The organism is Variovorax sp. YR566 (assembly GCF_051992195.1).
Classification (GTDB): Bacteria; Pseudomonadota; Gammaproteobacteria; order Burkholderiales; family Burkholderiaceae_C; genus Variovorax.
In genome coordinates this window covers 217102-242031 of sequence record NZ_CP197092.1, presented here as the reverse complement: position 1 = coordinate 242031, position 24930 = coordinate 217102, and the positions used below count along the sequence as shown (strand labels likewise).

General features: G+C 66.7%; 25 protein-coding genes. 13 read left to right on the top strand and 12 right to left on the bottom strand.

The window, feature by feature from the left end; genetic code table 11:
- Window positions 1-52 precede the first annotated feature (52 nt).
- A complete protein-coding gene (locus ACTG4X_RS01195; protein WP_440533101.1) occupies window positions 53-1477 on the top strand; it encodes an FAD-binding oxidoreductase in 1425 nt (474 codons plus the stop codon).
- An 88-nt stretch (window positions 1478-1565) separates the two neighbouring features.
- Here the strand turns inward: ACTG4X_RS01195 and ACTG4X_RS01190 are convergent, their stop codons facing one another.
- From ACTG4X_RS01190 to ACTG4X_RS01150, 9 genes are all read right to left on the bottom strand, one after another.
- Window positions 1566-2471 carry a CsgG/HfaB family protein gene (locus tag ACTG4X_RS01190; RefSeq protein WP_093057105.1) on the bottom strand — a complete coding sequence of 302 codons (906 nt, stop codon included), beginning with the start codon at window positions 2469-2471 and terminating at the stop codon, window positions 1566-1568.
- A gap of 115 nt (window positions 2472-2586) precedes the next feature.
- Window positions 2587-3549: a ParB/RepB/Spo0J family partition protein gene (locus ACTG4X_RS01185; RefSeq protein WP_093057106.1), complete on the bottom strand. Its 963-nt coding sequence runs from the start codon at window positions 3547-3549 to the stop codon at window positions 2587-2589.
- Complete coding sequence (locus ACTG4X_RS01180) at window positions 3549-4094, bottom strand: RBBP9/YdeN family alpha/beta hydrolase (protein ID WP_097197526.1); 546 nt, start codon at window positions 4092-4094, stop codon at window positions 3549-3551. Before ACTG4X_RS01180 ends, ACTG4X_RS01185 begins: the two co-directional genes overlap by 1 nt.
- A gap of 42 nt (window positions 4095-4136) precedes the next feature.
- Window positions 4137-5051 carry a ParA family protein gene (locus ACTG4X_RS01175; protein WP_093057108.1) on the bottom strand — a complete coding sequence of 305 codons (915 nt, stop codon included), beginning with the start codon at window positions 5049-5051 and terminating at the stop codon, window positions 4137-4139.
- A 19-nt stretch (window positions 5052-5070) separates the two neighbouring features.
- Complete coding sequence (locus tag ACTG4X_RS01170) at window positions 5071-5685, bottom strand: LysE family transporter (RefSeq protein ID WP_093057109.1); 615 nt, start codon at window positions 5683-5685, stop codon at window positions 5071-5073.
- Between the two features lie 126 nt (window positions 5686-5811).
- The gene (gene rsmG, locus ACTG4X_RS01165) at window positions 5812-6465 is read right to left on the bottom strand and encodes a 16S rRNA (guanine(527)-N(7))-methyltransferase RsmG (protein WP_440533100.1); all 654 of its coding nucleotides are present in this window, start codon (window positions 6463-6465) and stop codon (window positions 5812-5814) included.
- The gene (gene mnmG, locus ACTG4X_RS01160) at window positions 6462-8423 is read right to left on the bottom strand and encodes a tRNA uridine-5-carboxymethylaminomethyl(34) synthesis enzyme MnmG (RefSeq protein ID WP_440533099.1); all 1962 of its coding nucleotides are present in this window, start codon (window positions 8421-8423) and stop codon (window positions 6462-6464) included. The genes rsmG and mnmG overlap by 4 nt, the downstream gene beginning before the upstream one ends.
- A gap of 175 nt (window positions 8424-8598) precedes the next feature.
- The gene (locus tag ACTG4X_RS01155) at window positions 8599-9486 is read right to left on the bottom strand and encodes a transglutaminase-like domain-containing protein (protein WP_093076492.1); all 888 of its coding nucleotides are present in this window, start codon (window positions 9484-9486) and stop codon (window positions 8599-8601) included.
- Window positions 9486-9671 (bottom strand): DUF1328 family protein, encoded by a 186-nt coding sequence (locus tag ACTG4X_RS01150; RefSeq protein WP_013538518.1) that lies wholly within the window; start codon window positions 9669-9671, stop codon window positions 9486-9488. The genes ACTG4X_RS01155 and ACTG4X_RS01150 overlap by 1 nt, the downstream gene beginning before the upstream one ends.
- Before the next feature lie 185 nt (window positions 9672-9856).
- Between ACTG4X_RS01150 and gstA the strand changes: the two genes are divergently transcribed.
- The 7 genes from gstA (at window position 9857) to gloA2 (ending at window position 16167) form a co-directional block, all read left to right on the top strand.
- The gene (gstA, locus tag ACTG4X_RS01145) at window positions 9857-10465 is read left to right on the top strand and encodes a glutathione transferase GstA (protein ID WP_093076490.1); all 609 of its coding nucleotides are present in this window, start codon (window positions 9857-9859) and stop codon (window positions 10463-10465) included.
- Window positions 10466-10620: 155 nt separating this feature from the next.
- Window positions 10621-11403 carry an enoyl-CoA hydratase/isomerase family protein gene (locus tag ACTG4X_RS01140; protein WP_440533098.1) on the top strand — a complete coding sequence of 261 codons (783 nt, stop codon included), beginning with the start codon at window positions 10621-10623 and terminating at the stop codon, window positions 11401-11403.
- Entirely contained in the window at window positions 11400-13214 is a 1815-nt protein-coding gene (locus ACTG4X_RS01135) for an acyclic terpene utilization AtuA family protein (RefSeq protein WP_440533097.1), read from the top strand. The genes ACTG4X_RS01140 and ACTG4X_RS01135 overlap by 4 nt, the downstream gene beginning before the upstream one ends.
- Before the next feature lie 85 nt (window positions 13215-13299).
- Window positions 13300-14403 carry an alkene reductase gene (locus ACTG4X_RS01130; protein ID WP_093057115.1) on the top strand — a complete coding sequence of 368 codons (1104 nt, stop codon included), beginning with the start codon at window positions 13300-13302 and terminating at the stop codon, window positions 14401-14403.
- A gap of 62 nt (window positions 14404-14465) precedes the next feature.
- Window positions 14466-14951: a RidA family protein gene (locus ACTG4X_RS01125; protein WP_093076486.1), complete on the top strand. Its 486-nt coding sequence runs from the start codon at window positions 14466-14468 to the stop codon at window positions 14949-14951.
- Complete coding sequence (locus ACTG4X_RS01120) at window positions 14948-15403, top strand: GNAT family N-acetyltransferase (protein WP_440533096.1); 456 nt, start codon at window positions 14948-14950, stop codon at window positions 15401-15403. The genes ACTG4X_RS01125 and ACTG4X_RS01120 overlap by 4 nt, the downstream gene beginning before the upstream one ends.
- A 5-nt stretch (window positions 15404-15408) precedes the next feature.
- Window positions 15409-16167 carry an SMU1112c/YaeR family gloxylase I-like metalloprotein gene (gloA2, locus tag ACTG4X_RS01115; protein WP_440534351.1) on the top strand — a complete coding sequence of 253 codons (759 nt, stop codon included), beginning with the start codon at window positions 15409-15411 and terminating at the stop codon, window positions 16165-16167.
- Here gloA2 and ACTG4X_RS01110 read toward each other — a convergent pair.
- A complete protein-coding gene (locus ACTG4X_RS01110) occupies window positions 16164-17570 on the bottom strand; it encodes a sensor histidine kinase (protein ID WP_176928844.1) in 1407 nt (468 codons plus the stop codon). The genes gloA2 and ACTG4X_RS01110 overlap by 4 nt on opposite strands.
- A gap of 7 nt (window positions 17571-17577) precedes the next feature.
- Complete coding sequence (locus tag ACTG4X_RS01105) at window positions 17578-18267, bottom strand: response regulator transcription factor (protein ID WP_093057118.1); 690 nt, start codon at window positions 18265-18267, stop codon at window positions 17578-17580.
- Window positions 18268-18404: 137 nt separating this feature from the next.
- Here ACTG4X_RS01105 and ACTG4X_RS01100 point away from each other — a divergent pair, with 137 nt between their 5' ends.
- From ACTG4X_RS01100 to ACTG4X_RS01080, 5 genes are read left to right on the top strand one after another with little or no spacing between them, the layout of a single operon-like run.
- Window positions 18405-19265 carry an alpha/beta hydrolase gene (locus ACTG4X_RS01100; protein WP_307614826.1) on the top strand — a complete coding sequence of 287 codons (861 nt, stop codon included), beginning with the start codon at window positions 18405-18407 and terminating at the stop codon, window positions 19263-19265.
- Window positions 19266-19309: 44 nt separating this feature from the next.
- Entirely contained in the window at window positions 19310-19609 is a 300-nt protein-coding gene (locus tag ACTG4X_RS01095; protein ID WP_093057120.1) for an acyl carrier protein, read from the top strand.
- On the top strand, window positions 19606-20883 hold the full coding sequence (locus tag ACTG4X_RS01090) for a beta-ketoacyl-[acyl-carrier-protein] synthase family protein (RefSeq protein ID WP_440533095.1): 1278 nt from the start codon (window positions 19606-19608) through the stop codon (window positions 20881-20883). The genes ACTG4X_RS01095 and ACTG4X_RS01090 overlap by 4 nt, the downstream gene beginning before the upstream one ends.
- A gap of 40 nt (window positions 20884-20923) precedes the next feature.
- A complete protein-coding gene (locus ACTG4X_RS01085; protein ID WP_440533094.1) occupies window positions 20924-22051 on the top strand; it encodes a sterol desaturase family protein in 1128 nt (375 codons plus the stop codon).
- Window positions 22052-22105: 54 nt separating this feature from the next.
- Window positions 22106-22588: an N-acetyltransferase family protein gene (locus tag ACTG4X_RS01080; RefSeq protein WP_440533093.1), complete on the top strand. Its 483-nt coding sequence runs from the start codon at window positions 22106-22108 to the stop codon at window positions 22586-22588.
- 10 nt (window positions 22589-22598) lie between these two features.
- Here ACTG4X_RS01080 and ACTG4X_RS01075 read toward each other — a convergent pair whose 3' ends face one another.
- Window positions 22599-24842, bottom strand: coding sequence for a heavy metal translocating P-type ATPase (locus ACTG4X_RS01075; RefSeq protein WP_440533092.1), 2244 nt, complete (start codon window positions 24840-24842; stop codon window positions 22599-22601).
- Window positions 24843-24930: the final 88 nt, after the last annotated feature.

The following is a 24930-nucleotide window of genomic DNA, read 5'->3' as shown; positions in this document are numbered from 1 at the left end:
GGTGCTCGCTCCGTAAAATGGCCGATCACCCTCACCCGCCAGGAGACTCCCGATGAACGCCCCGACCCAAACCTCGCACCTGATGCCGGAGCTTCATCTGCGCGACGTCCCGGCCAGCCTGATCGACGGACTGAAGGCCCGCTTCGGCGCCAACTGCTCTACGGCCATGGCAGTGCGCACGCAGCACGGGCGCGACGAGTCTTCCTTCGACGCACCACCCCCCTCCGCCGTGGTGTTCGCAGAGAGCACGCAGGACGTGGCCGACGCGGTGAAGCTCGCGAGCGAGCACAGCGTGCCCGTCATTCCCTTCGGTGTGGGCTCCTCGCTCGAAGGCCACCTGCTGGCGGTGCAGGGCGGCATCAGCATCGACGTGTCGCGCATGAACAAGGTGCTGTCGATCAATGCCGACGACCTCACGGTAACGGTGCAGCCCGGCGTCACGCGCAAGCAACTCAACGAAGAGATCAAGAGCACGGGCCTGTTCTTCCCCATCGACCCGGGCGCCGACGCCTCCATCGGCGGCATGACGGCCACGCGCGCCAGCGGCACGAACGCGGTGCGCTACGGCACGATGCGCGAGAACGTACTGGCGCTCGAAGTGGTCACTGCTGCCGGCGAGGTCATCCGCACCGGCACGCGCGCGAAGAAGTCGTCGGCCGGCTATGACCTCACGCGCCTCATGGTGGGCAGCGAAGGCACGCTGGGCGTGGTCACCGAGATCACGCTGCGCATCTACCCGCTGCCCGAGGCGGTGTCGGCGGCGATCTGCTCGTTCCCGAGCATCGAGGCCGCGGTGCGCACGACCATCGAGACCATCCAGCTCGGCGTGCCGATCGCACGCGTCGAGCTGATCGACGTGAACACGGTGCGCATGGTGAACGCATACGCCAAGCTGAACCTGCGCGAAGAGCCGATGTTGCTGATGGAATTCCACGGCTCGCCCGCCGGCGTGAAGGAACAGGCTGAGACGGTGCAGGAGCTCGCGAGCGGCCATGGCGGCAACGCATTCGAATGGGCCAGCACACCCGAAGAGCGCACGCGCCTGTGGACCGCGCGGCACAACAGCTACTTTGCCGCGGTGCAGTCGCGCCCCGGCTGCCGCGTGATCTCGACCGACACCTGCGTGCCGATCTCGCGCCTGGCCGATTGCCTGCTCGACTCGGTGGCCGAGGCCGATGCGAGCGGCATTCCGTACTTCCTCGTCGGCCATGTGGGCGACGGCAATTTCCACTTCGGCTATCTGCTCGACCCGAACATTCCCGAAGAGCGCGTGAAGGCCGAAGAGCTGAACCACGCGCTGGTGAGCCGCGCGCTGGCGCTCGAAGGCACCTGCACCGGCGAGCATGGCGTGGGGCTGCACAAGATGGACTTCCTGGTCACCGAAGCGGGCGTGGGTGCGATCGACATGATGCGCACGATCAAGCGCGCGCTCGACCCGAAGAACATCATGAACCCGGGCAAGATCTTCAGCCTCTGACCCGTTCGTTCAGGCGTTCAATGAAAAAGCCCGGCGGCTCGCAAGAGCGCCGGGCTTCTTTGATTTGCTTGCGGCAGCTGCCGCGCGATCAGTTGGTGCTGTTGCTGCGGCGGCGTGCCGGTGCCTTCTCCGCGGGCACATAGGTCTGCGACGGCGCAGCGCCGCCATCCACGCCCAGACGCCCACCACCACCAAGGCCCTGGCCACGCACCGTCTGCGCCTTGTAGTTGCGCAGCGAACGAACCATCTGGTTGAAGGCGTCCATGAAGGCTGCGGCAATCACCTTGCCCTGCGCCGTGTTGGTGTAGCCACCCACGCCGCCGCCACCGCTGCGACCGGCCAGCGCACCGAAAGCGCCGAAGTCGGTCTTGGAGGCGCTGCCTTCTGCGGCCGCAACCTGCACGCCCGAACGGTTGTCGATGAGGGTCAGCAGCGCGCTGGCTTCCTTGGTCTGCATGCTGCCGCCGAGGGCCGCGAGGGCTCGGCCACGGCCGCCACCCACCAGGCCGCCGAGCGCGCCGCCGACGCCGCCGGCATCGCTGTTGCTGAAGACGATTTCGGGCGACAGGCCGTAGTCGGACGCCACCATCTGGCCGCGACCGAAGTTGCTGCCGCCGCGCATTTCACCCGACTGCTGCAGCGCGCGTTCGCGCGTCATGGCGTTCATGCCGGCCGCGCCACGCTCGACCACGATGAAGCAGTTCGATTGCTGCACCAGCAGGCGCAGCAGGTTGGCCGTGGGCGGCAGCTTGTATTCGCCGGTGAGGATGGTGTACCAGCCAGCGCTCTGGTTCTCGATCAGCGAGACCGTGCCGAGCGGCGATTCGCAGCGCTCGAGCTGGCTGCTCGCGTTGTCGGTGGCGCCGCCTGCGGCGCTGCCGGTAGCCATGGTCTTGGCCGACTGGCTGCCCATTTGCATATCGGTCGTGGCGCAACCGGTGAGGAGAACTGCGCCGACGGCAATGGCCGCGAGCGGGAACTTGGTGAGCTGCATGGTGGACTCCCTCTGTTTGTTCAGAGATCTGGGATTGAAAAAACCAGCGGTCGAGGATACGCGCAAAGGATTGCAGGAATCAATCAAACGAACGCCAGTCCCCGAGTTCACAACACTAGGCCGTTCGGCGGATGCGCTCGATCAATCCGTTGAGTGCCTCGATGGAGCCGAAGTGGATGGCGAGCTCGCCGCTCTCCTCGATGCGGCCGCCGCGCTTGCTGCGCTTCTTGATGCGCACCTCGACCTCGGCGGTGAGCAGGTCGGCCAGTTCTTCTTCCACGCGCTGCAGGTCGCGCGACTTTTCGCCGTCGTTGCCGCGGCGCGAGGGCGTGAGCGTGAACTCGGCCGCGAGCTTCTTTACCAGCGCCTCGGCTTCGCGCACCGACATCTTCTTGGCCGCAATCTGGTTGGCCGCCGTGATCTGCGTGCCACGGTCCAGCGACAGCAGCGCGCGGGCATGGCCCATGTCGATGTCGCCGGCCATCAGCATCTGCTGTGCGGGCTCGGCCAGGTTCAACAGGCGCAGCAGGTTGCTCGCCGCGCTGCGCGAACGACCCACGGCCTGTGCGGCCTGCTCGTGAGTGAGCCCAAACTCGTTCACCAGGCGTTGCAGGCCTTGGGCCTCTTCCAGCGGGTTGAGGTCTTCACGCTGGATGTTCTCGATGAGCGACATCGCCGCGGCGGCTTCGTTGGGCACGTCGCGCACCAGCACTGGAACGCTGTCGAGGCCAGCGAGCCTGGCGGCGCGAAAGCGGCGTTCGCCCGCGATGATTTCGTACTCGGCGTTCTTGGCGGCTGCCGATTCGGCGTCGAGCCGGCGCACCAGGATAGGCTGCATGATGCCCTGCGCCTTGATGCTCTCGGCCAGCTCGTAGAGCGCGCCTTCGTCCATGCGTGTGCGCGGCTGGTAGACGCCGGCCACCATCTGGTCGAGCATCAGCGTCGTCGGGTTCCTCTGTGCGCCGCCCTCTTCCGAGCCCGAATTGCCACCATTGCCGTTGTCGGCGGAAGGCGCGGCCGTCGGGCCGAGCAGCGCTTCGAGGCCGCGGCCCAGGCCCTTGGGTTTCTTGGTCGCCATCAGTTCTTTTCTTTCGAGATTTCGTTCAGGAGTTTCCGGCCCTCGGGCCAGTCGCCCAGGCCGGATTCGGCATTCAGGTGGCCGCCCGGGCCGGCATCGATGAAGCGTGCGCCCCAGTCTTTGGCAAGCTGCTGCGAGCGCGAGGCTTCGCAGTACGGGTCGTCATTGGCGGCGATCAGCACCGCCGGGAACGGCAGCGGCTTGCGCACGATCGGCGCCCAGCCTGGAATCAGCTGGCGCAGGTTGTCGCTCTCGACGTCGCCGGGCGCGACCAGCAGCGCGCCGCGCACTTTGTGCGTGTTGCGCGAGTGCGCGGCCCACGCGGCAACGAGGATGCAGCCGAGGCTGTGCGCCGCAAAAGCCACAGGGCCGGGCGAGGCCAGCACTTCTTCTTCGAGCCGCGCGGACCAGTCGCCGCGCAGCGGGCGCATCCACTCGTGCTGCTCGACGCGGTGGTCGCCGTACACCGACTCCCAGCGGGTTTGCCAATGGCCGGGGCCGCTGTTCTGCCAACCGGGCAGCAGCAGGATGCGCGGAGTTGTCATTTGCTACGAACTTGATAGCACCTTGCCGAGCAGCGGCAAGCGTCAGGCATTGTTTTCACTGGTGGAGTCGGATGCGGGCGCGGGTGCCATCACGTCATCGGGAATGGGCAGGTCCGGGGCGATGCGCGTGACCGGCGCAATCGGCGGCGCCACCGCACCCGAAGCAAAGGCGCTCGCGGGCGGCATCTTGTCGACCAGCTCCTGAGCGAAGGCGATGAAAGCCTGGCTACCGCGGGCGGCCGGGTCGAACACCACGCCCGGCAGTCCGTAGCTCGGCGCCTCGGCCAGCCGCACATTGCGCGGGATCACCGTGTCGAACACCTTGTCGCCGAAGTGGGACTTGAGCTGCTCGCTCACCTGCTGCTGCAGCGTGATGCGCGGATCGAACATCACGCGCAGCAGGCCGATGATCTGCAGGTTCTTGTTGAGGTTGGCGTGCACCTGCTTGATGGTGTTGACCAGGTCGGTCAGGCCTTCGAGCGCGAAGTACTCGCACTGCATCGGCACGATCACGCCGTGGGCGGCGCACAGGCCGTTGAGGGTCAACAGGCTCAGGCTCGGTGGGCAGTCGATCAGCACGAAGTCGTACTCGGCGCCGACCGCGGCCAGCGCGGTGCGCAGGCGCTTTTCGCGACGGTCGAGCGCAACCATTTCGACTTCGGCACCCGCCAGTTCGCGGTTGGCGCCCAGCACGTCGTAGCCGCAACCGCCCTCCACCAGTTTGTCGGCCTTGACCCGGGCTTCGGCCACCGAGGCCGATTCGAGCAGCACGTCGTACACCGTCAGCTCCAGCTGCCGCTTGTCGATGCCCGAGCCCATGGTGGCATTGCCCTGCGGGTCGAGGTCGATCATCAGCACGCGCTGGCCGACCTTGGCCAGGCCGGCCGCGAGGTTGACGGTGGTGGTGGTCTTGCCGACGCCGCCCTTTTGGTTGGCAATGCAGAAAATCTTGGCCATGTCAGTACCGGAGGATCGATCAGCGCGAGATTGCGAGCTTGACGCCAAAGGCGATCAAAAAGGTGCCGGCAAGCTTCTCGAGCGTGGCGGAAATGCGGGGATTCGCACGGATGCGCTCGGCCAGGAAGTGCGTGAGCAGTGTCGAGGTCAGGCCGTACAGGAAGGTCAGCGCAGCAATCGTCACCGCCATCGCGCCGAAAGTGACCAGGCCCTGGTGGCGGGCCGGGTCGACGAACAGCGGGAAGAACGCCATGTAGAACACGATCGCCTTGGGATTCAGCAGGGTGATGGTGAAGGCCTGGCGCAGGAAATGGCTGGGCTTGATGTCGAGGATGGGCGCCGAGCCGGGCTTGGCCAGCAACATCTTGAGGCCCAGCCACGCCAGGTAGGCGGCGCCCAGCCACTGCACGGCCTTGAAAGCGGTCGGGTAAGCGGCCAGCACGGCCGACACACCAGCCACCGCCGCCCACATCAGGCACTGGTCACCAATGATCAGGCCAGCTGTTGCGGCCAGTCCTCCACGGATGCCGCCTTTGCTCGTCGAGGTAATCAGCGCCAGATTGCCCGGGCCGGGAATCAGAAGGAACAGGACGATGGCGGCGACGAATGCGCCGTAGTCAGCGATGCCGAACATGGGATTTGCCTCGAAAAAGCGAGTCGGAAAAGGGACCGGAGGGAGGCATCGAGTCTAAGCGAGCACACCGCCGCGAGGATCGTTCGGACACCGGCTTTTACCGGTGTCGCCGCTTCTTTTGCGGATTCAGGCGCCGATTTCAGCTGCTTCTTTGCGTGCCCAGACGATGCAACGCTCGGCATCCAGGCCAGGAACCGTCAGTTGTTCCACGTGAAACACTGCCACGCCTTTTGGCAAAGCGGCGAGTTCGTCGGTCGGCACTTTGCCCTTCATGGCGAGCCAGACACCACCAGGCGCGAGCAGATTCATCGAGCCGTTGAAGAAATCCGGCAACGATGCGAAGGCGCGCGAGCTGATGACTTCGTAGCTGCCGACCAGGGATTCGACCCGGGCGTGCAGTCCCCGAAGGTTCGGGAGCTCCAGTTCGACTGCCACTTGCTGGACGAAGGCAGCCTTCTTGGCGACCGCATCGAGGCAGCTCACCTCAAGATCAGGTCGCATGATGGCAATCACCACACCCGGCAAGCCACCGCCGGAACCCACGTCCAGCAGCTTGCCCTTCTCTGCCCACTCGCGCTGCAGCGGCGCGACTGCCGCCAGACTGTCGAGCAGGTGGTGCGTCAGCACGCTGCCCGGATCGCGCAGTGCCGTGAGGTTGTAGACCTTGTTCCACTTGAGCATCAACGTGCCGTAGGCCAGCAGCTGCTCGCCCTGAAGATCGGACAGTGCCACGCCCATGGCGGCTGCGCCCGCGCGCAGCGTATCGATCGGCGCCGTCATTCCGCGGACTGCGGCTCGGTGGCTGCTTCCGTGGTGGCGGTATCGCGGGCGAAGGCCTTGTGGCCGCCCTTGCGCAGATGGATCATCAACAAGGAGATGGCGGCAGGCGTCACACCGGAGATGCGCGAGGCCAGGCCCAGCGTTTCCGGCCGGTGCTTGTCCAGCTTCTGCCGCACCTCGAAACTCAGTGCCTTGACCTGGCCGTAGTCGAAATCAGCCGGCAGCTTCAGGTTCTCGAAGTGCGCGGCCCGCTCCACTTCGTCGTGCTGACGCTCGATGTAGCCAGAGTACTTGGCCGAGATCTCGATCTGCTCGATCTCGGTTTCGCTCAGCGCCGTCTGGGCACCATACTTGCCGCCGTCCAGCGACATCAGCGTTTCGTAGTTCACGTCGGGCCGGCGCAGCAGGTCGGCCAGGTTGTATTCGTGGTCGATGGCCTTGCCCAGCACCCGCTCCGACTCGGCGGCTGGCAGGTTGCGCGGGTTCACCCAGATCGACTTGAGCCGCTCTGTTTCACGTGAAACAGCGTCGCGCTTGCGGCTGAAAGCGTCCCAGCGCGCGTCGTCTACCAGGCCAAGCTTCCGCCCTGCTTCCGTCAGGCGCATGTCGGCGTTGTCCTCGCGCAGCTGCAGGCGGAATTCCGCGCGGCTCGTGAACATGCGGTACGGCTCGGTCACGCCCTTTGTAATCAGGTCGTCGACGAGCACGCCCAGGTAGGCTTCGTCACGGCGCGGCAGCCACGCATCTTCGCCACGGCATTGCAGCGCGGCGTTGATGCCGGCGAACAGGCCTTGGGCAGCGGCTTCTTCGTAGCCGGTCGTACCGTTGATCTGCCCGGCAAAGAACAGGCCCTTGACCGAGCGGGTCTCGAAGCTGCTCTTGAGCTCGCGCGGATCGAAGTAGTCGTACTCGATGGCGTAGCCCGGCCGCAGGATATGCGCGTTCTCCAGCCCGGGCATCGAGCGCACCAGCTGGTACTGGATGTCGAACGGCAGGCTCGTCGAGATCCCGTTCGGGTAGTACTCGTTGGTCGTCAGGCCTTCAGGCTCGAGAAAGATCTGGTGGCTTTCCTTGTCGGCGAAGCGGTTGATCTTGTCTTCCACGCTCGGGCAGTAGCGCGGACCCACGCCGTCGATCTTGCCGGTGAACATCGGGCTGCGGTCGAAGCCCGAGCGGATGATCTCGTGCGTGCGCGCGTTGGTGTGGGTAATCCAGCAGGGCATTTGCTGCGGATGCATGTCCGCGCGGCCCATGAAGCTGAACACCGGCATCGACCCTGCCCCACCGGGCATGCCGTCGCCGGGTTGCTCGGTGCACTTCGAAAAATCGATGCTGCGGCCGTCGAGCCGTGGCGGCGTCCCGGTCTTGAGCCGGCCTTGCGGCAGCTTCAGTTCCTTGAGCCGCGCCGACAGGCTGATCGCCGGCGGATCACCCGCGCGCCCAGCCTGGTAGTTGTCGAGGCCGACGTGGATGCGGCCATCGAGAAAAGTACCCGCCGTCAGCACCACGGTACGGGCACGGAATGCGATGCCCACCTGCGTGACGGCACCGACCACGCGATCGCCCTCCACCATCAGGTCGTCGACGGCTTGCTGGAACAGGCTCAGGTTCGGCTGGTTCTCCAGCCGATGGCGAATGGCGGCCTTGTACAGAACCCGATCCGCCTGCGCGCGAGTGGCGCGCACCGCCGGGCCCTTGCTCGAATTGAGAATCCGGAACTGGATGCCGGCCTCGTCCGTGGCAATCGCCATCGCACCGCCGAGCGCATCGACCTCCTTCACCAGATGGCCCTTCCCGATACCGCCGATCGACGGGTTGCAGCTCATCTGCCCCAGCGTCTCGATGTTGTGGGAGAGCAGCAGCGTCTTGGCGCCCATGCGCGCAGCGGCGAGCGCGGCTTCGGTGCCGGCATGGCCACCGCCGACGACGATCACGTCGAATTCTTCGGGGTACAGCATTTGAAATGGGGAGCGCACAACTGACGCGTGCGCGGCGCAAAAGGGGCACTGATTTTAATCGTCCAGGCCGATCTGCGCCCTTTGTGTGGACAAGCTAGAGGGCCATGCCAAATTACCCGCCAATGCCCACGGAGCCTCGATAGTTTGCTATATATTTCATAGCAAACTATCCGCGTCAGCCCGTCGCTTCGGCCACCTGCACCACCGGCACAGGCTTCTCGATGCCGACCAGCGCGCCAGTCGGCGGCGGCGCCTTCGACGGTTCAAGGCTTTCATCCTGCAGCTCGCGAACAACGAGCTTCTTGTCCGTCATGCGCACGTTGCCGAAGATCGTGCAGAAGGCCACGTCCTTCGCGTCGCGCCCAGTGCCCACGCGCACCACCCGGTCGACTGGCGCCATGCGCGTCGGATCGAACAGCACCCACTGCCCGCCGAGCCAGGCTTCGAACACGGCGTGGAAATCCTGCGGCGGCTCGTCGAACCACACATAGCCCACCACCAGCCGCGCCGGAATGTTGAGCGCGCGGCAGAAGGTGATGCCCAGGTGCGCGAAGTCGCGGCACACGCCCGCGCGTTCCACGAACACCTCGCGCGCCGTCGTTGTCGAGTCGCTGCTGCCCGGCTCGTAGGCGATGCTCTCGTGGATCCAGTCGACGATGGCCTGCACACGGCCGATGCCCGGCGGCAGGTCGCCGAAGAGCTGCTGCGCGCAGCGCGACATCAGGTCCGACTCGCAGTAGCGCGTCGGCATCATGTAGTGCAGCACCTCGTCGGGCACTTCGCTGACGGGCACCTCTCGCAGGTCGGTCGGCACCACCACATGCGCGCGCTGCACGCTGGCCTTGTAGCGAATCTTCAGCGGCCCGGGCTTCGCGTCGAAACGGATGAAGCGGTTGCCGCTGCCCTCGTCGCAGAACACCTGCATCTCGGTCGGCGGCTCGATCGTCAGCTCCTCGCTGACGACGGCCTGCGCACCCGAGCGCGCCGCTTCGATGTTGAGCAGCATGTGGGCCGGCGCGACGACCTCGTAGTCGAGCTGCGCATCGACGTGGGAGATGTGCATCAGTCGAGCGCCTTCTTCACCGCACCCACGCCAAGCGCAGCCAGCACGACGAACAGCACAGCCAGCACCAGGAACAGGCCGAACAGCAGCTTGGCAATGCCGGCAGCCCCGGCCGCCACGCCACCGAAGCCGAGCAGGCCGGCCACGAGGGAGATGACCGCAAAAATGATCGCGTACTTCAACATCGGGTACTCCTTGCAGCAGGCCTTGCCCACCGTGCGACGCAGCTTAGGAAGCGGCCTGCCCACGCCCGATAGTCGCCTCGCGCGTGCGGCCGTAGGACAAAAACGCGAGGCAGCCAAACCCGCTAGCATCCGCTGCGGTCTCCCACAACAATCAATCAACCTCGTCATCCATTGGAGTTTTTCGAATGAAGCTGTATTACTCGCCCGGTGCCTGTTCGCTCTCGCCCCACATCGCGCTGCACGAAGCAGGCATCGCCGTCGAACCCGTGCTGGCCAGCACCAAGAGCCACAAGCTGCAGGACGGCACCGACTACTACGGCATCAACCCGCTGGGCTACGTGCCGATGCTCGAGCTCGACGATGGCACCCGCCTGCGCGAAGGCCCGGCCATCCTGCAGTACATCGCCGACCTCGCACCCATCAAGAACCTCGCGCCCGCAGCCGGCACCCTGCAGCGCTACCGCCTGCAGGAGTGGCTGACCTTCATCGGCACCGAAGTGCACAAGGGTTTCAGCCCGCTGTTCAACCCGAACATGCCCGAAGAAGCCAAGACCATCTTCAAGGACAAGCTCAAGTCGCGCTTCCAATGGCTCGACGGCGAACTGGCCAACAAGCAATACCTGATGGGCGACCACTTCAGCGTGGCCGACGGCTACCTGTTCACCGTCACCAACTGGACCAAGCCCACGGGCGTGGACATCTCCGGCTTTCCCAACGTCCAGGCCTGGCACGCACGCGTTGGCGCCCGCCCCGCGGTGCAGGATGCAATGAAGGCCGAAGGCCTGCTGAAGTAAGCCGAAGCACGCGAAAGCGTGCAGAAGCATTGAAGCGGCCGGATGCCCTCCAGGGGAAAACCCGGACTGCTTCAGCCACAAGCCGCACGATGCGGCTTTTTTTTCGGGTCACGCTACGGGCAGAACTTCAGACGACCGAAGAAGGAACCCGCGCCATGCCCGAAACCCCGCCCCCCGTCGAACTGCGCGAAGAGATGCGCGGGCCCGTCATGTGGCTCACCATCGACCGCGAAGAGCGCCGCAACGCCATCAACGGCGCAGTGCTCGCCGGCCTGAGCGACGCACTGGCCCGCGCCAACAACGACGCCGCCGTGCGCGCCGTGGTCATCACCGGTGCCGGCACGCGCGCCTTCTGCGCCGGCGCCGACCTGCAGAGCGGCACCTCCTTCAAGTTCGACTACGCCGCGCCCTACCAGGGCTTTGCCAACCTGTTCCGCCAGGCCCGGCAATCGACCGTGCCGCTGATCGCGCGCGTCAACGGCGCATGCATGGCCGGCGGCATGGGGATCATGGCGATGTGCGACATGGCCGTGGCCAGCAGCCAGGCCGTGTTCGGCCTGCCCGAGGTGAAGGTCGGCCTCTTTCCCGCACAGGTGCTCAGCGTGCTCGGCGGCCTGCTGCCGCGCCGCGTGCTGGCCGAGATGTGCATCACCGGTGAGCCCATCACCGCCGCGCAGGCGCTCGAACTGAATCTCGTCAACCGCGTGAGCGACGACGTCGACGAAAGCGTCGACTGGCTGCTCGGCCGCATGCTCGACAAGTCGCCCGCCGCCATCCGCCGCGGCCTCTACACAATGAAGAAGATCGAGGCGATGGCCTTCGAGGAATCGATGGCCTTCACCGAAAGCCAGATCGGCCTGTTCGCACTCACCGAAGACGCCGCCGAAGGACAACTCGCCTTCCGCGAGAAGCGCAAGCCGCAATGGAGTGGCCGATGAACAGCAGCAACAACAACGAACGCGTCGTCCGCATCGGCGGCGCATCGGGCTTCTGGGGCGACAGCAGCGTGGGCGCGCCGCAACTCGTGGGCAGCAGGCAGATCGACTACCTCGTGTTCGACTACCTCGCCGAACTCACCATGTCGATCCTCGCGGGTGCCCGGCTCAAGAAGCCCGAGCTGGGCTACGCAACCGACTTCGTTTCCGTCGCGATGAAGGCCGTGCTGAAGGACGCCGTGAAACAGGGCATCCGCGTGGTGAGCAACGCTGGCGGCGTCAACCCGCAAGGCTGCGCCGACGCACTCGCCGCGCTGGCCGCCGAGCAGGGCATCGCATTGAAGATCGCCGTGGTGAGCGGTGACGATGTGTCCCCGCTGCTGCCGCAACTGCGCCAGGCACAACCACCCTTGCGCGAACTGCAGAGCGGCGCCGCGCTGCCCGAACGCGTGCTCACCGCCAACGCGTATCTCGGCGCACGGCCGATACAGGCTGCGCTCGATGCAGGTGCGCAGGTCGTCATCACCGGCCGCTGTGTCGACTCCGCCGTCACGCTCGGCGTGCTCATGCACGAATTCAAGTGGCAGCCGGCCGACTTCGATCTGCTCGCGGCCGGCAGCCTCGCGGGCCACATCATCGAATGCGGCTGCCAGGCCACGGGCGGCCTGCACACCGACTGGGACACCGTGCCCGACTGGCCGAACATCGGCTACCCCATCGTCGAGTGCAGCGCCGACGGCAGCTTCGTCGTCACCAAGCCGGAGGGTACCGGCGGCAAACTCACACCCGCGGTGGTGGGCGAGCAGATGCTCTACGAGATCGGAGACCCCGCGGCGTACCTGCTGCCCGACGTGGTGGCCGACTTCACGCAGGTGCGCATCGAGCAGGCCGGCGAGCACCGCGTGCGGGTGCACGGCGCGCGCGGCCATGCACCGACCGCGAGCTACAAGGTCAGCGCCACGTATGTCGACGGCTTCAAGACGGCGGCGCAGCTCACCATCGTGGGCTTCGAAGCGGCGGCCAAGGCGAAGCGCACGGGCGAAGCCATCCTCGCGCGCACGGGCACGCTGTTCTCGCAATACGGCTTCGGGCCGTACAGCGGCACGCAGCTCGAAGTGCTGGGCGCGGAGTCTTGCTACGGCCCGCATGCGCAGGCATTGCAGACGCGCGAAGCAGTGCTGCGGCTCGCGGTGACGCATCCGCGCAAGGAAGCGCTGGAGCTGTTCGCACGCGAGGTCGCACCGGCGGGCACGTCGTGGGCGCCAGGCACCACGGGTGCGGGCGGTGGACGCGCCTCGGTGTCGCCTTCGATCCGGCAATACGCGTTCCTGCTCGACAAGTCGCGGGTCGAGGCCACGGTGGCCATCGATGGGGAACGCGTCGATGTTCCGCGCAGCGAGGTTTCCGCGTCAGCCCCCATCCCATCGCCTGCCAGAGCGCCAGAAACGCATGAAGCACCCCTGGCCCCTGACGCCATCGAGGTACCTCTCATACGCCTCGCCTGGGCTCGCAGCGGCGACAAGGGCGACACATCGAACATCGGCGTCATCGCGCGCCACCCTGCCCTGCTGCCGCTGCTGCGCGAACAGCTCACCGAAGCGCGCGTGGCCGAATGGCTCGCGCACCTGGTCAAGGGCCGCGTCACGCGCTACGAGGTGCCGGGCATCGGCGCCTTCAACTTCGTCTGCGAGCAGGCGCTGGGCGGCGGCGGCATGGCCTCGCTGCGCAACGACCCGCTCGGCAAGGGCATGGGCCAGATCCTGCTGGCCATGCCCCTGCGCGCAAGCCCCGCGCTGCTGGCGTTGCTTGCCTAGCACCAATCGGGACAACCGTGCGACAGCAGGGTTGAGGCCGGGGGCTTAGCCTTGCGCCTCTTTCAACTTTGCTTTCGATCGCACGATGTCCACCCTTTTCGACCCCGTCCAGGCCGGCGACCTGAAGCTCGCCAACCGCATCGTGATGGCGCCGCTCACGCGCAACCGCTCGCCGAACGCGATCCCACCCGACATCGCCGCCACCTACTACGCCCAGCGCGCCAGTGCCGGCCTGCTCATCACCGAGGCCACCGCCATCAGCCACCAGGGCCAGGGCTATGCCGACGTGCCCGGCCTCTACGGCACCGAGCAGCTCGACGCCTGGAAGCGCGTGACCGACGCCGTGCACGCCAAGGGCGGCAAGATCGTCGTGCAGCTGTGGCACGTGGGCCGCGTCTCGCACACCGAACTGCAACCCGGTGGCGGCAAGCCCGTCGCCCCCTCGGCCATCACCGCCAAGACCAAGACCGTGCTCATCAAGGAAGGCGTGCCCACCTTCGTCGAGACCTCCGAGCCGCGCGCGCTCGACGCCGGCGAATTGCCCGGCATCGTGCACGCCTACGCGGTGGCCGCGCGCAGCGCGGTCGAGACCGCCGGCTTCGACGGCGTGGAACTGCACGGCGCCAACGGCTACCTGCTCGACCAGTTCCTGAAAGACGGCAGCAACAAGCGCACCGACGACTACGGCGGCAGCATCGAGAACCGCGCCCGCCTGCTGCTCGAATCCGCGCGTGCCGTGGTCGACGCCGTCGGCGGCGGCAAGACCGGCATCCGCCTGTCGCCCGTGACGCCGGCCAACGACGTGCACGACAGCAACCCGCAGCCGCTGTTCACCTACGTGGTGAAGCAACTCGCCACGCTCAACCTCGCCTACATCCACATCATCGAAGGCGCCACCGGTGGCCCGCGCGAAATCGAAGACCGGCCCTTCGACTACGAAGCGCTGAAGGCCGCCTACCGCGAAGCCGGCGGCAAGGGTGCATGGATGGTCAACAACGGCTACGACCGCCCGCTGGCCGAAGAAGCGCTGAAGGAAGGCGACGACCTCGTGGCCTTCGGCAAGCCCTTCATCTCGAACCCCGACCTCGTGCGCCGCCTGCGCGAGAACGCACCGCTCAACGAGCTCGACAAGGCCACCATGTACGGTGGTGGCGCGAAGGGCTACACGGACTACCCCGCACTGGCGTAATCCGGAAAAGGCCATGGCAAGATGCGGCGGACGCTTTGTGTCCGCCCCAGGAGAGAAATGCCATGGCCCGCATCGAGCAACGACTGGCCGCGCTCGGCCTCGTTCTTCCACCGACAGTGACGCCGCCACCTGGCGTCGTGCTGCCCTTTCAATTCATCCGCATCGTCGGCCGCCGCGCATTGATCTCGGGTCACGGCCCGCTCAATGCCGATGGCACCATCGCCGCGCCGCTTGGCAAGTTGGGCCGCGAACTGAGCGTCGAGCAGGGCTACACCGCCGCACGTCTCACGGGGCTCGCGATGCTCGGCAGCCTGCAGCGCGCGCTCGGCGATCTCGACCGCATCACGGCCTGGACACGCGTGTTCGGCATGGTCGCTTCGGCGCCCGGCTTCGACAAACAGCCAGCGGTGATCAACGGCTTCTCGGACCTCATCCTCGAGCTCTTCGGACCCGACATCGGCGCGCATTCGCGCAGCGCGGTGGGCATGGCCGAGCTGCCGTTCAACATACCGGTCGAGATCGAAGGCGAAGTGGAATTCGACGCATGACGACGTGGACCATCAGGCGCGCCACCGAGAGCGATGCAACATCCGTCGCCAACTGCGCCGTCGAAGCCTTCAGCCACTACATTCCGCGCCTGGGCCTCACGCCGATTCCGATGACCAGGGACTACGGCGCGGCCATCGCCAATGCGCAGGTCTGGGTCGCCACGCAGCATGGCGAGACCATCGCCGCGCTGGTGCTCGACACTACCGACGAAGGCTTCCTGATCGACGTGATCGCGGTGCTGCCGCAACACCAGGGCACCGGCGTGGGCCGCGCCCTGCTTGAGCTCGCCGAACAGGAAGCACTGCGGCAAGGCCACGACTCGATCTACCTCTTCACCAACGAGAAGATGACCGAGAACCGAGCTCTCTACGAACGCATCGGCTACGTCGAATACAAGCGCCTCGCCTTCGCGGAGCGCACTCGTGTCTTCCTGCGCAAGCCATTGAAGTGACCGCCATGCAGCTGGCCCGCATCCATCACGTCGCGATCATCTGCGCCGACTACGCAGTGTCTAAGCGCTTCTACACCGAGGTGCTCGGCCTGCGCGTGATCGCCGAAAACTACCGCGCCGCGCGCGACTCGTACAAGCTCGACCTGGCACTGCCTGACGGCTCGCAGATCGAACTCTTCTCCTTTCCCGACGCACCCCCGCGCCTCACCCGGCCCGAGGCCCAAGGACTGCGGCACCTGTCTTTCGAGGTGCCCGACGTGCAGGCCGCGGCCGACGAACTCGCAGCACAGGGCATTGCGGTCGAGCCACTGCGCACTGATGAATTCACGGGCCGGCGCTTCACCTTCTTCGCCGACCCCGACGGCCTTCCGCTCGAACTCTACGAGGCCGCACCGACCGCCGATCTCGACGCACTGCTGCTGAAACTCGAAGGCGCATTGCATCTTCGCGAGGTGCGCACAAACGCCGCACGACTCGAAGAACTGCTCGACGACGACTTCCATGAACTGGGCGTCTCGGGCACGGTGTGGACGCGGGCCGCCATCATCGAAGCGCTGCGCGACGAGGCGTTTTCGCAGCGGACGATGTCGGACTTTCGCGTGCTGCGCATGGCACCCGATGTGGCGCTGGTCACCTATCGCGCACACCGTGAAGCCATTGCGCAGCGACCCGCCGCGGACTCGCTGCGCAGCTCGCTGTGGCAACGCCGCGCCGGCCGCTGGCGCATGGCGTTCCACCAGGGCACACCGCTCCAAACGCTCTAGATTGCCTCGCCGAACGCCACGCTCACGCGCAGGCCGGTGGGCTCGGCCGCTTCAAGCCGCAGCTCAGCCCCCAGCAACTCCGCATAGCGTGACACGATCGACAGCCCCAGCCCCGAGCCCTGCCCGAGCTTCTCGCCCGCGGGCCCTTGCGCCCAGCGCTGCATCAGGGCACGTTGGGCTTCGAGCGGAATGCCAGGCCCGTCGTCGATCACGCTCAACGTGCGGCCCGCGAGCTCGACGGTGATGGTGCGCCCGCCATAACGCAGTGCGTTGTCGATCAGGTTGTCGAGGATGCCTTCCACCAGCGCCTCGTTGGCATGCACGACCACGCCGTCGTCGAGGCCGCGCGCGCCGAGGTCGACGCCGCGTGCATCGGCACGCGCGAGGTGCCGCAGCACCGTCTGCTCGGCCAGCACGTCGAGCCGCACCGGCACGCGCTTGAGCTCGGTGCGCGCTTCCTCGGCCAATGCCAGCGCCAGCAACTGGTCGATCAGGTGGCTGGCGCGCGCCTGCCGTTCCGACACGCGCTCCAGCTGCTCGCGCCACACGTTGGTGTCCTGCTGCGCGAGCCCGTACTCGGCCAGCGCGCGGATGCCGGCCAATGGCGTGCGCAGCTCGTGCGCCACGTTGCCCACGAACTCGCGCTGTGCCTGCACGCTGTTGCCGAGACGCTCGAACAGCGAGTTGACCGCATTGCCCAGGCGCTGAAGCTCGCGCGAAGTCTGTGCCACCGCCACCGGCGACAGGTCGCGCACGTCACGCCTGTCGAGCGCGCGCTGCAGGTCGGCGAGCGGGCGCAGATCGCTGCGAATGCCGTACCAGAGCCAGACTGCAAGCAGGATCAGCAGCACGATCTGCGGCGCCAGCGCATAGCCCAGCAGCTGCCGCACCAGTGCGGTCCGGCTCAGCGTGGTCTGCGCAATGATCACGCGGTAGGGCATGCTGATGTCGGGCTCGGCGTCATGCTCGAGCACCACCGCGCGCAGCGTGCCGCCTTCATAGCGGATGTCGGAAAAGCGGTAGCGCGAGCCGTCCACCGGCAGCGGCGCCTGCAGGCCCGATTGCCCCGAAATCAACGAGCCGTCGAGCCGCTGCACCGCGAAGTACACCTTGTCGACCTGGTCGAAGAGCACGGTGGCCACTTCGCGCGGCGTCAGCAGCAGTTCGATGCCGCGCTCACCCGCCTGCACGTTGGCGGACAGCGCATAGGCATCGTCGAGCATGCCGCGGTCGAAGGCCTGCTCGGAAAAGTAGTTGGCGATGACCAGCGCGATGACAGCACCGACCATCCACGTGAGCGCCAGCGGCACCAGCACGTTGCGCAGCACGCGCCGCGTGAGCGACGGCGCACGCACGATGGCCGCGGGTTGCGTTTCAGTCGGCTGTTGCTGCGGCTCGGTCACGCGCGGATCACACCTCGGCTTCGAGCAGATACCCGATGCCGCGCAGCGTGCGGATGCTCGCGCCCGTGCCCTGCAGCTTCTTGCGCAGGCGGGAGATGAAGGCCTCGAGCGCGTTGTCGCCGAGCGATTCGTCGAAGCTCGACAGCTTGTCGGACAGCGCACGCTTGCTCACAGTGCGGCCCGGCGGACTCATGAGTTCCCACAGTACCTCGAACTCGCGCGCCGGCAGGTCGAGCGGACCGCTCGCGGTCGAGAAGCGGCGTGCCTTGCGGTCAAGCTTCAGCTGGCCCAGCAGCACGATGTCTTCGGTGCCCTTGGCGCGGCGCACCAGCGCACGCAGGCGGGCTTCGACCTCGGCCAGGTCGAAGGGCTTGCCGAGGTAGTCGTCGGCGCCCGCATCGAGGCCGGCAATGCGCTCCTCGGTGCGACCGCGCGCGGTGAGCACCAGCACAGGAGTGCGGTCGCCGCGCGCTCGTGCCTGCCGCAGCGCGGTGAGGCCGCTTGCGAGGCCGCTGGTCGGGCTCGCGGTGGCCGGCAGGTTGAGGTCGAGCAGCACGGCATCGAAGGGCTGCACGCGCCACAGGTGATCGGCATCTTCGACGTTGGTCGACACGTCGACACGATGGCCGGCATCCGCGAGGCTGCGCACCATCACATCGCGCAGAACGGCGTCATCTTCGACAAGCAGAATTCGCATGGTTATTGAGTGGTTGGGGGTGATCTGCCTTGCGAACGACGGGTCAGCGGCCGGTCAGTCGCTCCAAGCGATAAACGCAACATGAGCATACGACAGCAAGATGAAATACGGGCCATTTTCATGGCCGACGCCACACGATGAGCGCGCGTGAACCCTCCGATCTTTTGAGCCTGGTGCCTCCGGAGGTGGAACGCACCGCCGTGGTCTTGCTGCATGGTTTATGCAGCACGCCTGACGAGTTGCTGACCGTGCAGTCCGCCCTGCGCAGCCGCGGCTACTCGGTGCACCCGCTGTCGATCGAGGGTTACTCGTTCGACGCCAATGCGCCGCTGCAGCGCGCGGCGCCGTACGAACGCTGGCTCGACGCGATCCAGGCGCAGGTGAAGGCACTGCGCGCGCAGCACGACCGCGTGATGCTGGTCGGCATTTCCGCCGGCTCTTCGCTGGCCCTTGGCGCGGCCATCCGCTGCGGCAGCGAAGTCGATGCGCTGGTGCTCATGTCGACCACGCTGCGCTTCGACGGCTGGGCCATTCCACGCACGCAGTTCCTGCTGCCGCTGGCCTTCTACACGCCGCTCGGCCGGCTCTGGCAATACCGCGAACGCCCGCCCTACGGCGTGAAGAACGAACGCGTGCGCGCCTGGATCGAGCGCGAGCTGCGCCACCGCAAGGTCTCGCGCGCCGGCAGTTCCGTCATCGGCGTGGGCCATCTGCGCGAGCACGACCGGCTCATCCGCCACGTGCGCCGCAACCTCAACAGCGTGCGATGCGACAACGTGCTCGCACTGCACGCCCAGCAGGACGAAGTGGCCAGCGTGGCCAACCTCGACATCCTCGCGCGCGGCCTGCGCTGCCGCGCCTTCCGCACTGTGGTGGTCGCCAACAGCTACCACATGATCACAATCGACAACGATCGTCAACAGGTTGTGCGCGAAACAGTGTCGTTCGTCGATGCCGTGGCGCATGGCACGATGCCCGAGCATCCGCTGTACGCCTGACACCTTCGACAACGTTCGATCACGCCCGAAAGGAAAGCATTTCCATGTCTTCTTCCAACGCTTCTTCGCCCACCTTCAACAGCATCGCCGCGATCCTGGAAACCGACTTCCGCGTCGAGCGCTCGGCCATCTCGCCGGACACCGCGCTGTCCGACCTCGGCCTTGACTCGCTCGCGCTGATGGAGTTCGTCTTTGCCGTCGAAGACGCCTTCCACCTGCGCATTCCCGAAGACCGCCTTGACCCGCGCGAAGCCGGCATCACGCTGCAGCGCCTGTGCGAAGTGATCGACACGGAAAGTGCCGGCAGCGCAGCCGCCGCCCAGCCCGCCGAAGCCACCGCATGAGCAGCGGTGCAGCCCACGCCGCACTCGCCGCTTCGGCCGCACGCGCCGCCTCCGCGCCGGTGCGCGTGAGCGGCATCGGTTTCGTCACGCCCATCGGCCGCACCGTCGAAGCCTTCGACGAGGCGCTGTTCGCGGGTCGCTCGGCCGTGCGCGCGCAGACGCTGGAGATCAAGGGCATGGACCCGATGCTGCTCGCCGTTGCCGCCTGCGACTTCGACTCGAACGGCGTGCGCAGCACCTCGCGCCTGCCGCTGGACCGCGGCACCGCCATGGCGCTGGCCGCCGCACAGGACGCCGCCAGCGAAGCCAGGCTCGACCTCGACACCATCGACCGCGACCGCCTCGGCATCTTCTGGGGCAGCGGCCTCGCGGGCGCCGGCACCTTCGACAACACCACCAGCGCGCTCTACGGCGAACAGCGCCGCATGCGCCCGACGACAGTGCTCACCGTGATGCCCAACGCCGCCGTGGCCGAACTCGCGCTGCACTTCGGCGCGCGCGGTTCGGCCATTGCCTACGCCTGTGCCTGCGCCTCCTCGGCCGTGGCCATTGGCGAGGCGATGCGCGCCATTCGCGGTGGCTGGATCGACGTTGCCATCGTCGGTGGCCACGACGCCATGCTCACGCCAGGCGTGATGGCCAGCTGGCACGCGATGCGCGTAATGGCTCCGCCGCCGGCGGATGCGCCCTCTTCGGCCTGCCGCCCGTTCTCGGGTGACCGCGCGGGCTTTGCCATTGGCGAAGGCGCGGCCGCGCTGGTGCTCGAATCCGAAGCGCATGCAGCCGCACGCGGCGCCGAGGCCGCGCCCTTCGTGCTTGCGGGCTACGCCACCAACTGCGACGGCACACACATCACCAACCCCGACGCCCCGGGCCAGGTGCGCGCGATGCGCGCCGCACTGCGCGACGCGGGCATCGAAGCCTCTGACGTCGGCCACATCAACGCGCACGGCACGGCCACTTCCGCAGGCGATGCGGCCGAAGCCAAATCTATCCGAGAGGTGTTCGGCAACCACACACCGGTCAGCGCGACCAAGGCCATCCACGGCCACGTGCTCGGCGGTGGTGGCGCGATCGAGCTCGTTGCAGCGCTGCGCGCACTGGCGCGCGAGACGCTGCCGCCCATCGCCAACCTGCAGACGCCTGATGCCGCATTCGATCTCGACTTCGTGCAAGGCGAGGCGCGCGAGGCCAAGGGCATCCGCTATGTGCTGTCCAATTCCTTCGCCTTTGGCGGCACCAACGCGGTCATCGTGGCCGGCCGCGCGTCCTGACGCTGAAGATTCGCTGAACCCTTCCTGAAAAACGAACGCGGTGCACCGGCTGGTTGTTTTCGTCGTGCCCGTGTTCGCGCTGCTCATGGCGTGCGAGTTCGCATGGGGTTGGCTCAAGCGGCGCAACACCTACCGCTTCAGCGACACGCTCGGCAGCCTGAGCCAAGGGCTGCTGAGCCAGGCACTGTCGGTGTGCACGCAGCTGTTCCAGATCGGTCTCTACGCGATGGTCTATCCGCTGGTCGCGATCTGGACGCGGCCGAGCTTCTGGGACAGCGTTGTGGGCTGGATCGTCGCCGTGCTGCTGTTCGACTTCTTCGACTACTGGCTGCATCGCGCAGGCCATGAATCGGCCGTGTTCTGGGCTGCGCACTCGGTGCACCACCAGAGCCAGCACTTCAATTTTTCCACTGCGCTGCGGCAGGAAAGCACCGTGGCCTTTCTGGGCTGGGCCTTCTACCTGCCGATGGCGGTGGTGGGGGTGCCGCCCGAGCAGTTCGGCCTTGCGGGGCTGATCGTGCTGGTCTACCAGTTCTGGATCCACACCGAGCACATCGGCAAGCTCGGCTGGTTCGACCGCGTGTTCTCGTCACCGTCGAACCATCGCGTGCATCACGCGGTGAACGACGGCTACGTGGACCGCAACTACGGCGGCATGCTCGTGGTGTGGGACCGCATGTTCGGCACCTTCGCCGAAGAGAAAGAGCGCTGCGTCTACGGCACGCGCAAGACGCTTGCGAGCTTCGACCCGATGCGCGCGATCCTCGGCCCGTATGCGCCACTGTTGCGAGACTCCTGGTACACGCGGCGCTGGCAGGACAAGATTGCCGTGTGGTTCAAGCCGCCGGGCTGGCGGCCGGCCGACGTGGCGCAACGGTTTCCCGATGCACCCTTTTCGCTGGAAGAAGCGATGCACATTCACGATCCGGTGCTGACGCGCCCGCAGGTGGCTTCGGCCTCGATTCACTTCGCGTGCTGGGTCGGCGTGACGCTGGCCTTTCTGTGGCGCGCCGACGACCTCGCGTTCCAGACGGGACTGGGACTGCTTGCGCTGGCCGTTGGTGGCTTCTGGTCCATTGGCGCCGTGCTCGACTCGCAACTGCGGCTGCGATGGGCCTGGTGCGCACAGCTGGCCTTGCTGGGAGTTTCGGCGGTACTGCTCGCCTGACGGCCTCGCTATGTATGCTCGGCGCTCTCATCGCACCGGGAGCATTCCATCATCATGCGCAGGCTGGCCACACCCGAAGACATCGACGCCGTTTTTGCCCTCTACATGCACGAGAAGGTCGTGCGTTTCCTCGGCTACGACCCGATGCCGATCGAAGACTTTCGCGCCATCTACCAGGCACTGCTCGACACCCGGTGCTTCTATGTCTATGAACGCGAAGGACGCATCGCCGGCTTCTACCGCGCCACGCGCTATCCGGGTCGCATTCAGCATGTGGCCGGCCTCGGTACGCTCGCTGTCGATCCCGCATTCCATGGCCAGGGCGTTGCGCTCGCCATGGTCAGCGAGGCCATCGACGCACTGAAGACTGCCGGCGTCAAGCGCATCGAACTCTTCGCCGAAAGCGACAACGCGCCCGCGCTGCGCTTCTACGAGAAGCTGGGCTTCGAGCGCGAAGGTACGCTGCGCAAGTACTACAAGCGGGCCGGCGAAGATAACTACGTCGACGAGTACGTGATGGCGCTGCTGTTCGACTGAAAAGGCATCGTCAGGGCTTCCAGCGCCGCAGCAGCAGCGCGTTGGCCATCACACTCACGCTCGACAGCGCCATGGCTGCGCCGGCCACCACCGGGCTCAGCAAGCCGAAAGCCGCGAGTGGAATGCCGGCCACGTTGTAGGCAAAGGCCCAGAACAGGTTCTGCCGGATCTTCGCGACCGTGCGTGCAGAGAGCTCGAAGGCCTGTGCCACCAGCGCGAGATCGCCACGCATCAGCGTGATGCCGGCCGCTTCCATCGCCACGTCGGTGCCGCCACCCGAAGGCGCCATCGCGATGCCCACGTCGGCCGCGGCCAGCGCGGGCGCATCGTTCGCGCCGTCGCCGACCATCGCCACGACGTGCCCGTTCTTCCTCAATGCTGAAACCTGCGCCGCCTTGTCGGCCGGCAGCACATCGGCGCGTACGTCTTCGGCCGCGATGCCCAGCCGCGCCGCCATGGCTTGAGCCGCACGCAGGTTGTCGCCCGAAATCATCACCACGCGCAGGCCGCGTGCACGCAGCGTGCGGATGGCTTCTGCAGCTTGCGGCTTGGGCTCGTCGGCGAAGGCGAACAATGCCTGCACGTGCGCGGCACCGGCTTCATCGAAGCGCAACAGCGCGGACACCGTGGCGCCTCGAGACTGCAGACGATCGACTTCCGCAGCGTCGGGCATCGCGTCGAGTTCACGACACCAACGCAGGCTGGCGATGGCCCAGTGCACGCCGTCGACTTCACCACGCACACCACGACCCGGCCACGCCTGCATCACACCCAGCGCAGGCGCCTGCACGTTGCGCTGCGCCGCAGCGGCCAGCACCGCCTTGGCCAGCGGATGCTCACTGCCGCTCTGCAGGCTGGCGGCCGTCGCCAGCAATTGGTCTTCACTGGCATCGGTGCCTACCACGGGTACCAGCGCAGTGAGCACCGGCCGGCCGATTGTCAGCGTGCCGGTCTTGTCGAATGCAACGGTGTCGACGCGGTGCGCGACTTCCAACGCACGCGCATCCTTGATCAGGATGCCGTGACGCGCCGCCACGCCCGTACCCGCCATCACCGCGACAGGCGTTGCGAGGCCCAGCGCACACGGGCAGGCAATGACGAGCACCGCCACGGCATGGATCAACGCAGTCTCGATGCCCGCGCCCACAACCAGCCAACTGGCCAGTGTGACAAGCGCAATCACCAGCACCACTGGCACGAACACGGCCGCAACCTTGTCCACCAGCCGCTGGATCGGCGCCTTCGCTGCTTGTGCGTCTTCGACCAGCCGGATGATCCGCGCGAGCACGCTCTCGGCGCCGATCGCGCTCACTTCGATGACCATGCGGCCATCGCCGTTCACCGCGCCGCCGGTCAATGCATCGCCCGGCCCTTTGGCCACGGGCAGCGGCTCGCCGGTGAGCATCGATTCATCGACTTCGGATTGCCCTTCGATCACGCGTGCGTCGGCCGGCACGCGTTCGCCGGGCCGCACCGCGAGGCGGTCGCCCACCATCACTTCGGCCAGCGGCACATCGCTTTCCTTGCCGCGCGCGCCGACCAGGTGCGCCACTTCGGGCCGCAACTGCTGCAACGCACGGATCGCCGACGTGGCCTGGCGCTTGGCACGCGCCTCCAGCCACTTGCCGAGCAGCACCAGCGTGATCACCACCGCCGAAGCCTCGAAGTACAGGTGCGGCATCGCACCGTGGCCCGCATGCTCGCCGGTGGCCGCGCGCCACCAGAGCCAGAGCGACAAGCCAAAGGCCGCGCTGGTGCCGAGCGCCACCAGCAGATCCATATTGCCGGTGCGCGCTTTTGCCGCATGCCAGCCCGCGCGATAGAAGCGCACACCCAGCCAGAACTGCACCGGCGTCGCGAGCAGCAGTTGCAACCATGGCGGCAGCATCCAGTCTTGCCCGAAAGGATCGCCGAGCATCGGTGCCAGCAAGGGAATCGAAAGTGCCAGGCCGACAGCGACCGGGCCGAAACCGTGCCACGGCGACAGCGCGGCTTCTTCGGCCGCTGTGCTCGCCGCGCGCGGCTCGTAGCCTGCGGCCCGTACGGCTCGGCGCAGCAGGACGTCCATGTCTTCGTTGCCGCCTGTCACCACGCGGGCCGATTCGGTCGCGAGATTCACGCTCACGTCTTGCACGCCCGGCACGTTTTTCAGAGCACGCTCGACACGCATCACGCATGAGGCGCAAGTCATGCCGCCGACCGAGAGGTCGAGCGTGGTGGTGCCGGGGATTTGCTGCTGCAGAACTTTTTCCATGCGCCAAGGCTAAAGCCTCACACCATGGCAAGGTCAAGCGAAAAAACTCAGTGCCCCTGCGCTGGACATTGACATCGTGAGAGGGTTC

Coding starts and splice junctions, on each gene's coding strand:
- ACTG4X_RS01170 (WP_093057109.1), bottom strand. CDS start 5,685: ATGTTCGGCATCGCTGACTACGGCGCATTCGTCGCCGCCATCGTCCTG.
- ACTG4X_RS01105 (WP_093057118.1), bottom strand. CDS start 18,267: ATGCGAATTCTGCTTGTCGAAGATGACGCCGTTCTGCGCGATGTGATG.
- ACTG4X_RS01185 (WP_093057106.1), bottom strand. CDS start 3,549: ATGGCGACCAAGAAACCCAAGGGCCTGGGCCGCGGCCTCGAAGCGCTG.
- ACTG4X_RS01090 (WP_440533095.1), top strand. CDS start 19,606: ATGAGCAGCGGTGCAGCCCACGCCGCACTCGCCGCTTCGGCCGCACGC.
- ACTG4X_RS01095 (WP_093057120.1), top strand. CDS start 19,310: ATGTCTTCTTCCAACGCTTCTTCGCCCACCTTCAACAGCATCGCCGCG.
- ACTG4X_RS01140 (WP_440533098.1), top strand. CDS start 10,621: ATGCCCGAAACCCCGCCCCCCGTCGAACTGCGCGAAGAGATGCGCGGG.
- ACTG4X_RS01125 (WP_093076486.1), top strand. CDS start 14,466: ATGGCCCGCATCGAGCAACGACTGGCCGCGCTCGGCCTCGTTCTTCCA.
- gstA (WP_093076490.1), top strand. CDS start 9,857: ATGAAGCTGTATTACTCGCCCGGTGCCTGTTCGCTCTCGCCCCACATC.
- ACTG4X_RS01150 (WP_013538518.1), bottom strand. CDS start 9,671: ATGTTGAAGTACGCGATCATTTTTGCGGTCATCTCCCTCGTGGCCGGC.
- ACTG4X_RS01175 (WP_093057108.1), bottom strand. CDS start 5,051: ATGGCCAAGATTTTCTGCATTGCCAACCAAAAGGGCGGCGTCGGCAAG.
- ACTG4X_RS01130 (WP_093057115.1), top strand. CDS start 13,300: ATGTCCACCCTTTTCGACCCCGTCCAGGCCGGCGACCTGAAGCTCGCC.
- ACTG4X_RS01155 (WP_093076492.1), bottom strand. CDS start 9,486: ATGCACATCTCCCACGTCGATGCGCAGCTCGACTACGAGGTCGTCGCG.
- ACTG4X_RS01135 (WP_440533097.1), top strand. CDS start 11,400: ATGAACAGCAGCAACAACAACGAACGCGTCGTCCGCATCGGCGGCGCA.
- gloA2 (WP_440534351.1), top strand. CDS start 15,409: ATGCAGCTGGCCCGCATCCATCACGTCGCGATCATCTGCGCCGACTAC.
- mnmG (WP_440533099.1), bottom strand. CDS start 8,423: ATGCTGTACCCCGAAGAATTCGACGTGATCGTCGTCGGCGGTGGCCAT.
- ACTG4X_RS01075 (WP_440533092.1), bottom strand. CDS start 24,842: ATGGAAAAAGTTCTGCAGCAGCAAATCCCCGGCACCACCACGCTCGAC.
- ACTG4X_RS01120 (WP_440533096.1), top strand. CDS start 14,948: ATGACGACGTGGACCATCAGGCGCGCCACCGAGAGCGATGCAACATCC.
- ACTG4X_RS01195 (WP_440533101.1), top strand. CDS start 53: ATGAACGCCCCGACCCAAACCTCGCACCTGATGCCGGAGCTTCATCTG.
- ACTG4X_RS01080 (WP_440533093.1), top strand. CDS start 22,106: ATGCGCAGGCTGGCCACACCCGAAGACATCGACGCCGTTTTTGCCCTC.
- rsmG (WP_440533100.1), bottom strand. CDS start 6,465: ATGACGGCGCCGATCGATACGCTGCGCGCGGGCGCAGCCGCCATGGGC.
- ACTG4X_RS01180 (WP_097197526.1), bottom strand. CDS start 4,094: ATGACAACTCCGCGCATCCTGCTGCTGCCCGGTTGGCAGAACAGCGGC.
- ACTG4X_RS01100 (WP_307614826.1), top strand. CDS start 18,405: ATGAGCGCGCGTGAACCCTCCGATCTTTTGAGCCTGGTGCCTCCGGAG.
- ACTG4X_RS01190 (WP_093057105.1), bottom strand. CDS start 2,471: ATGCAGCTCACCAAGTTCCCGCTCGCGGCCATTGCCGTCGGCGCAGTT.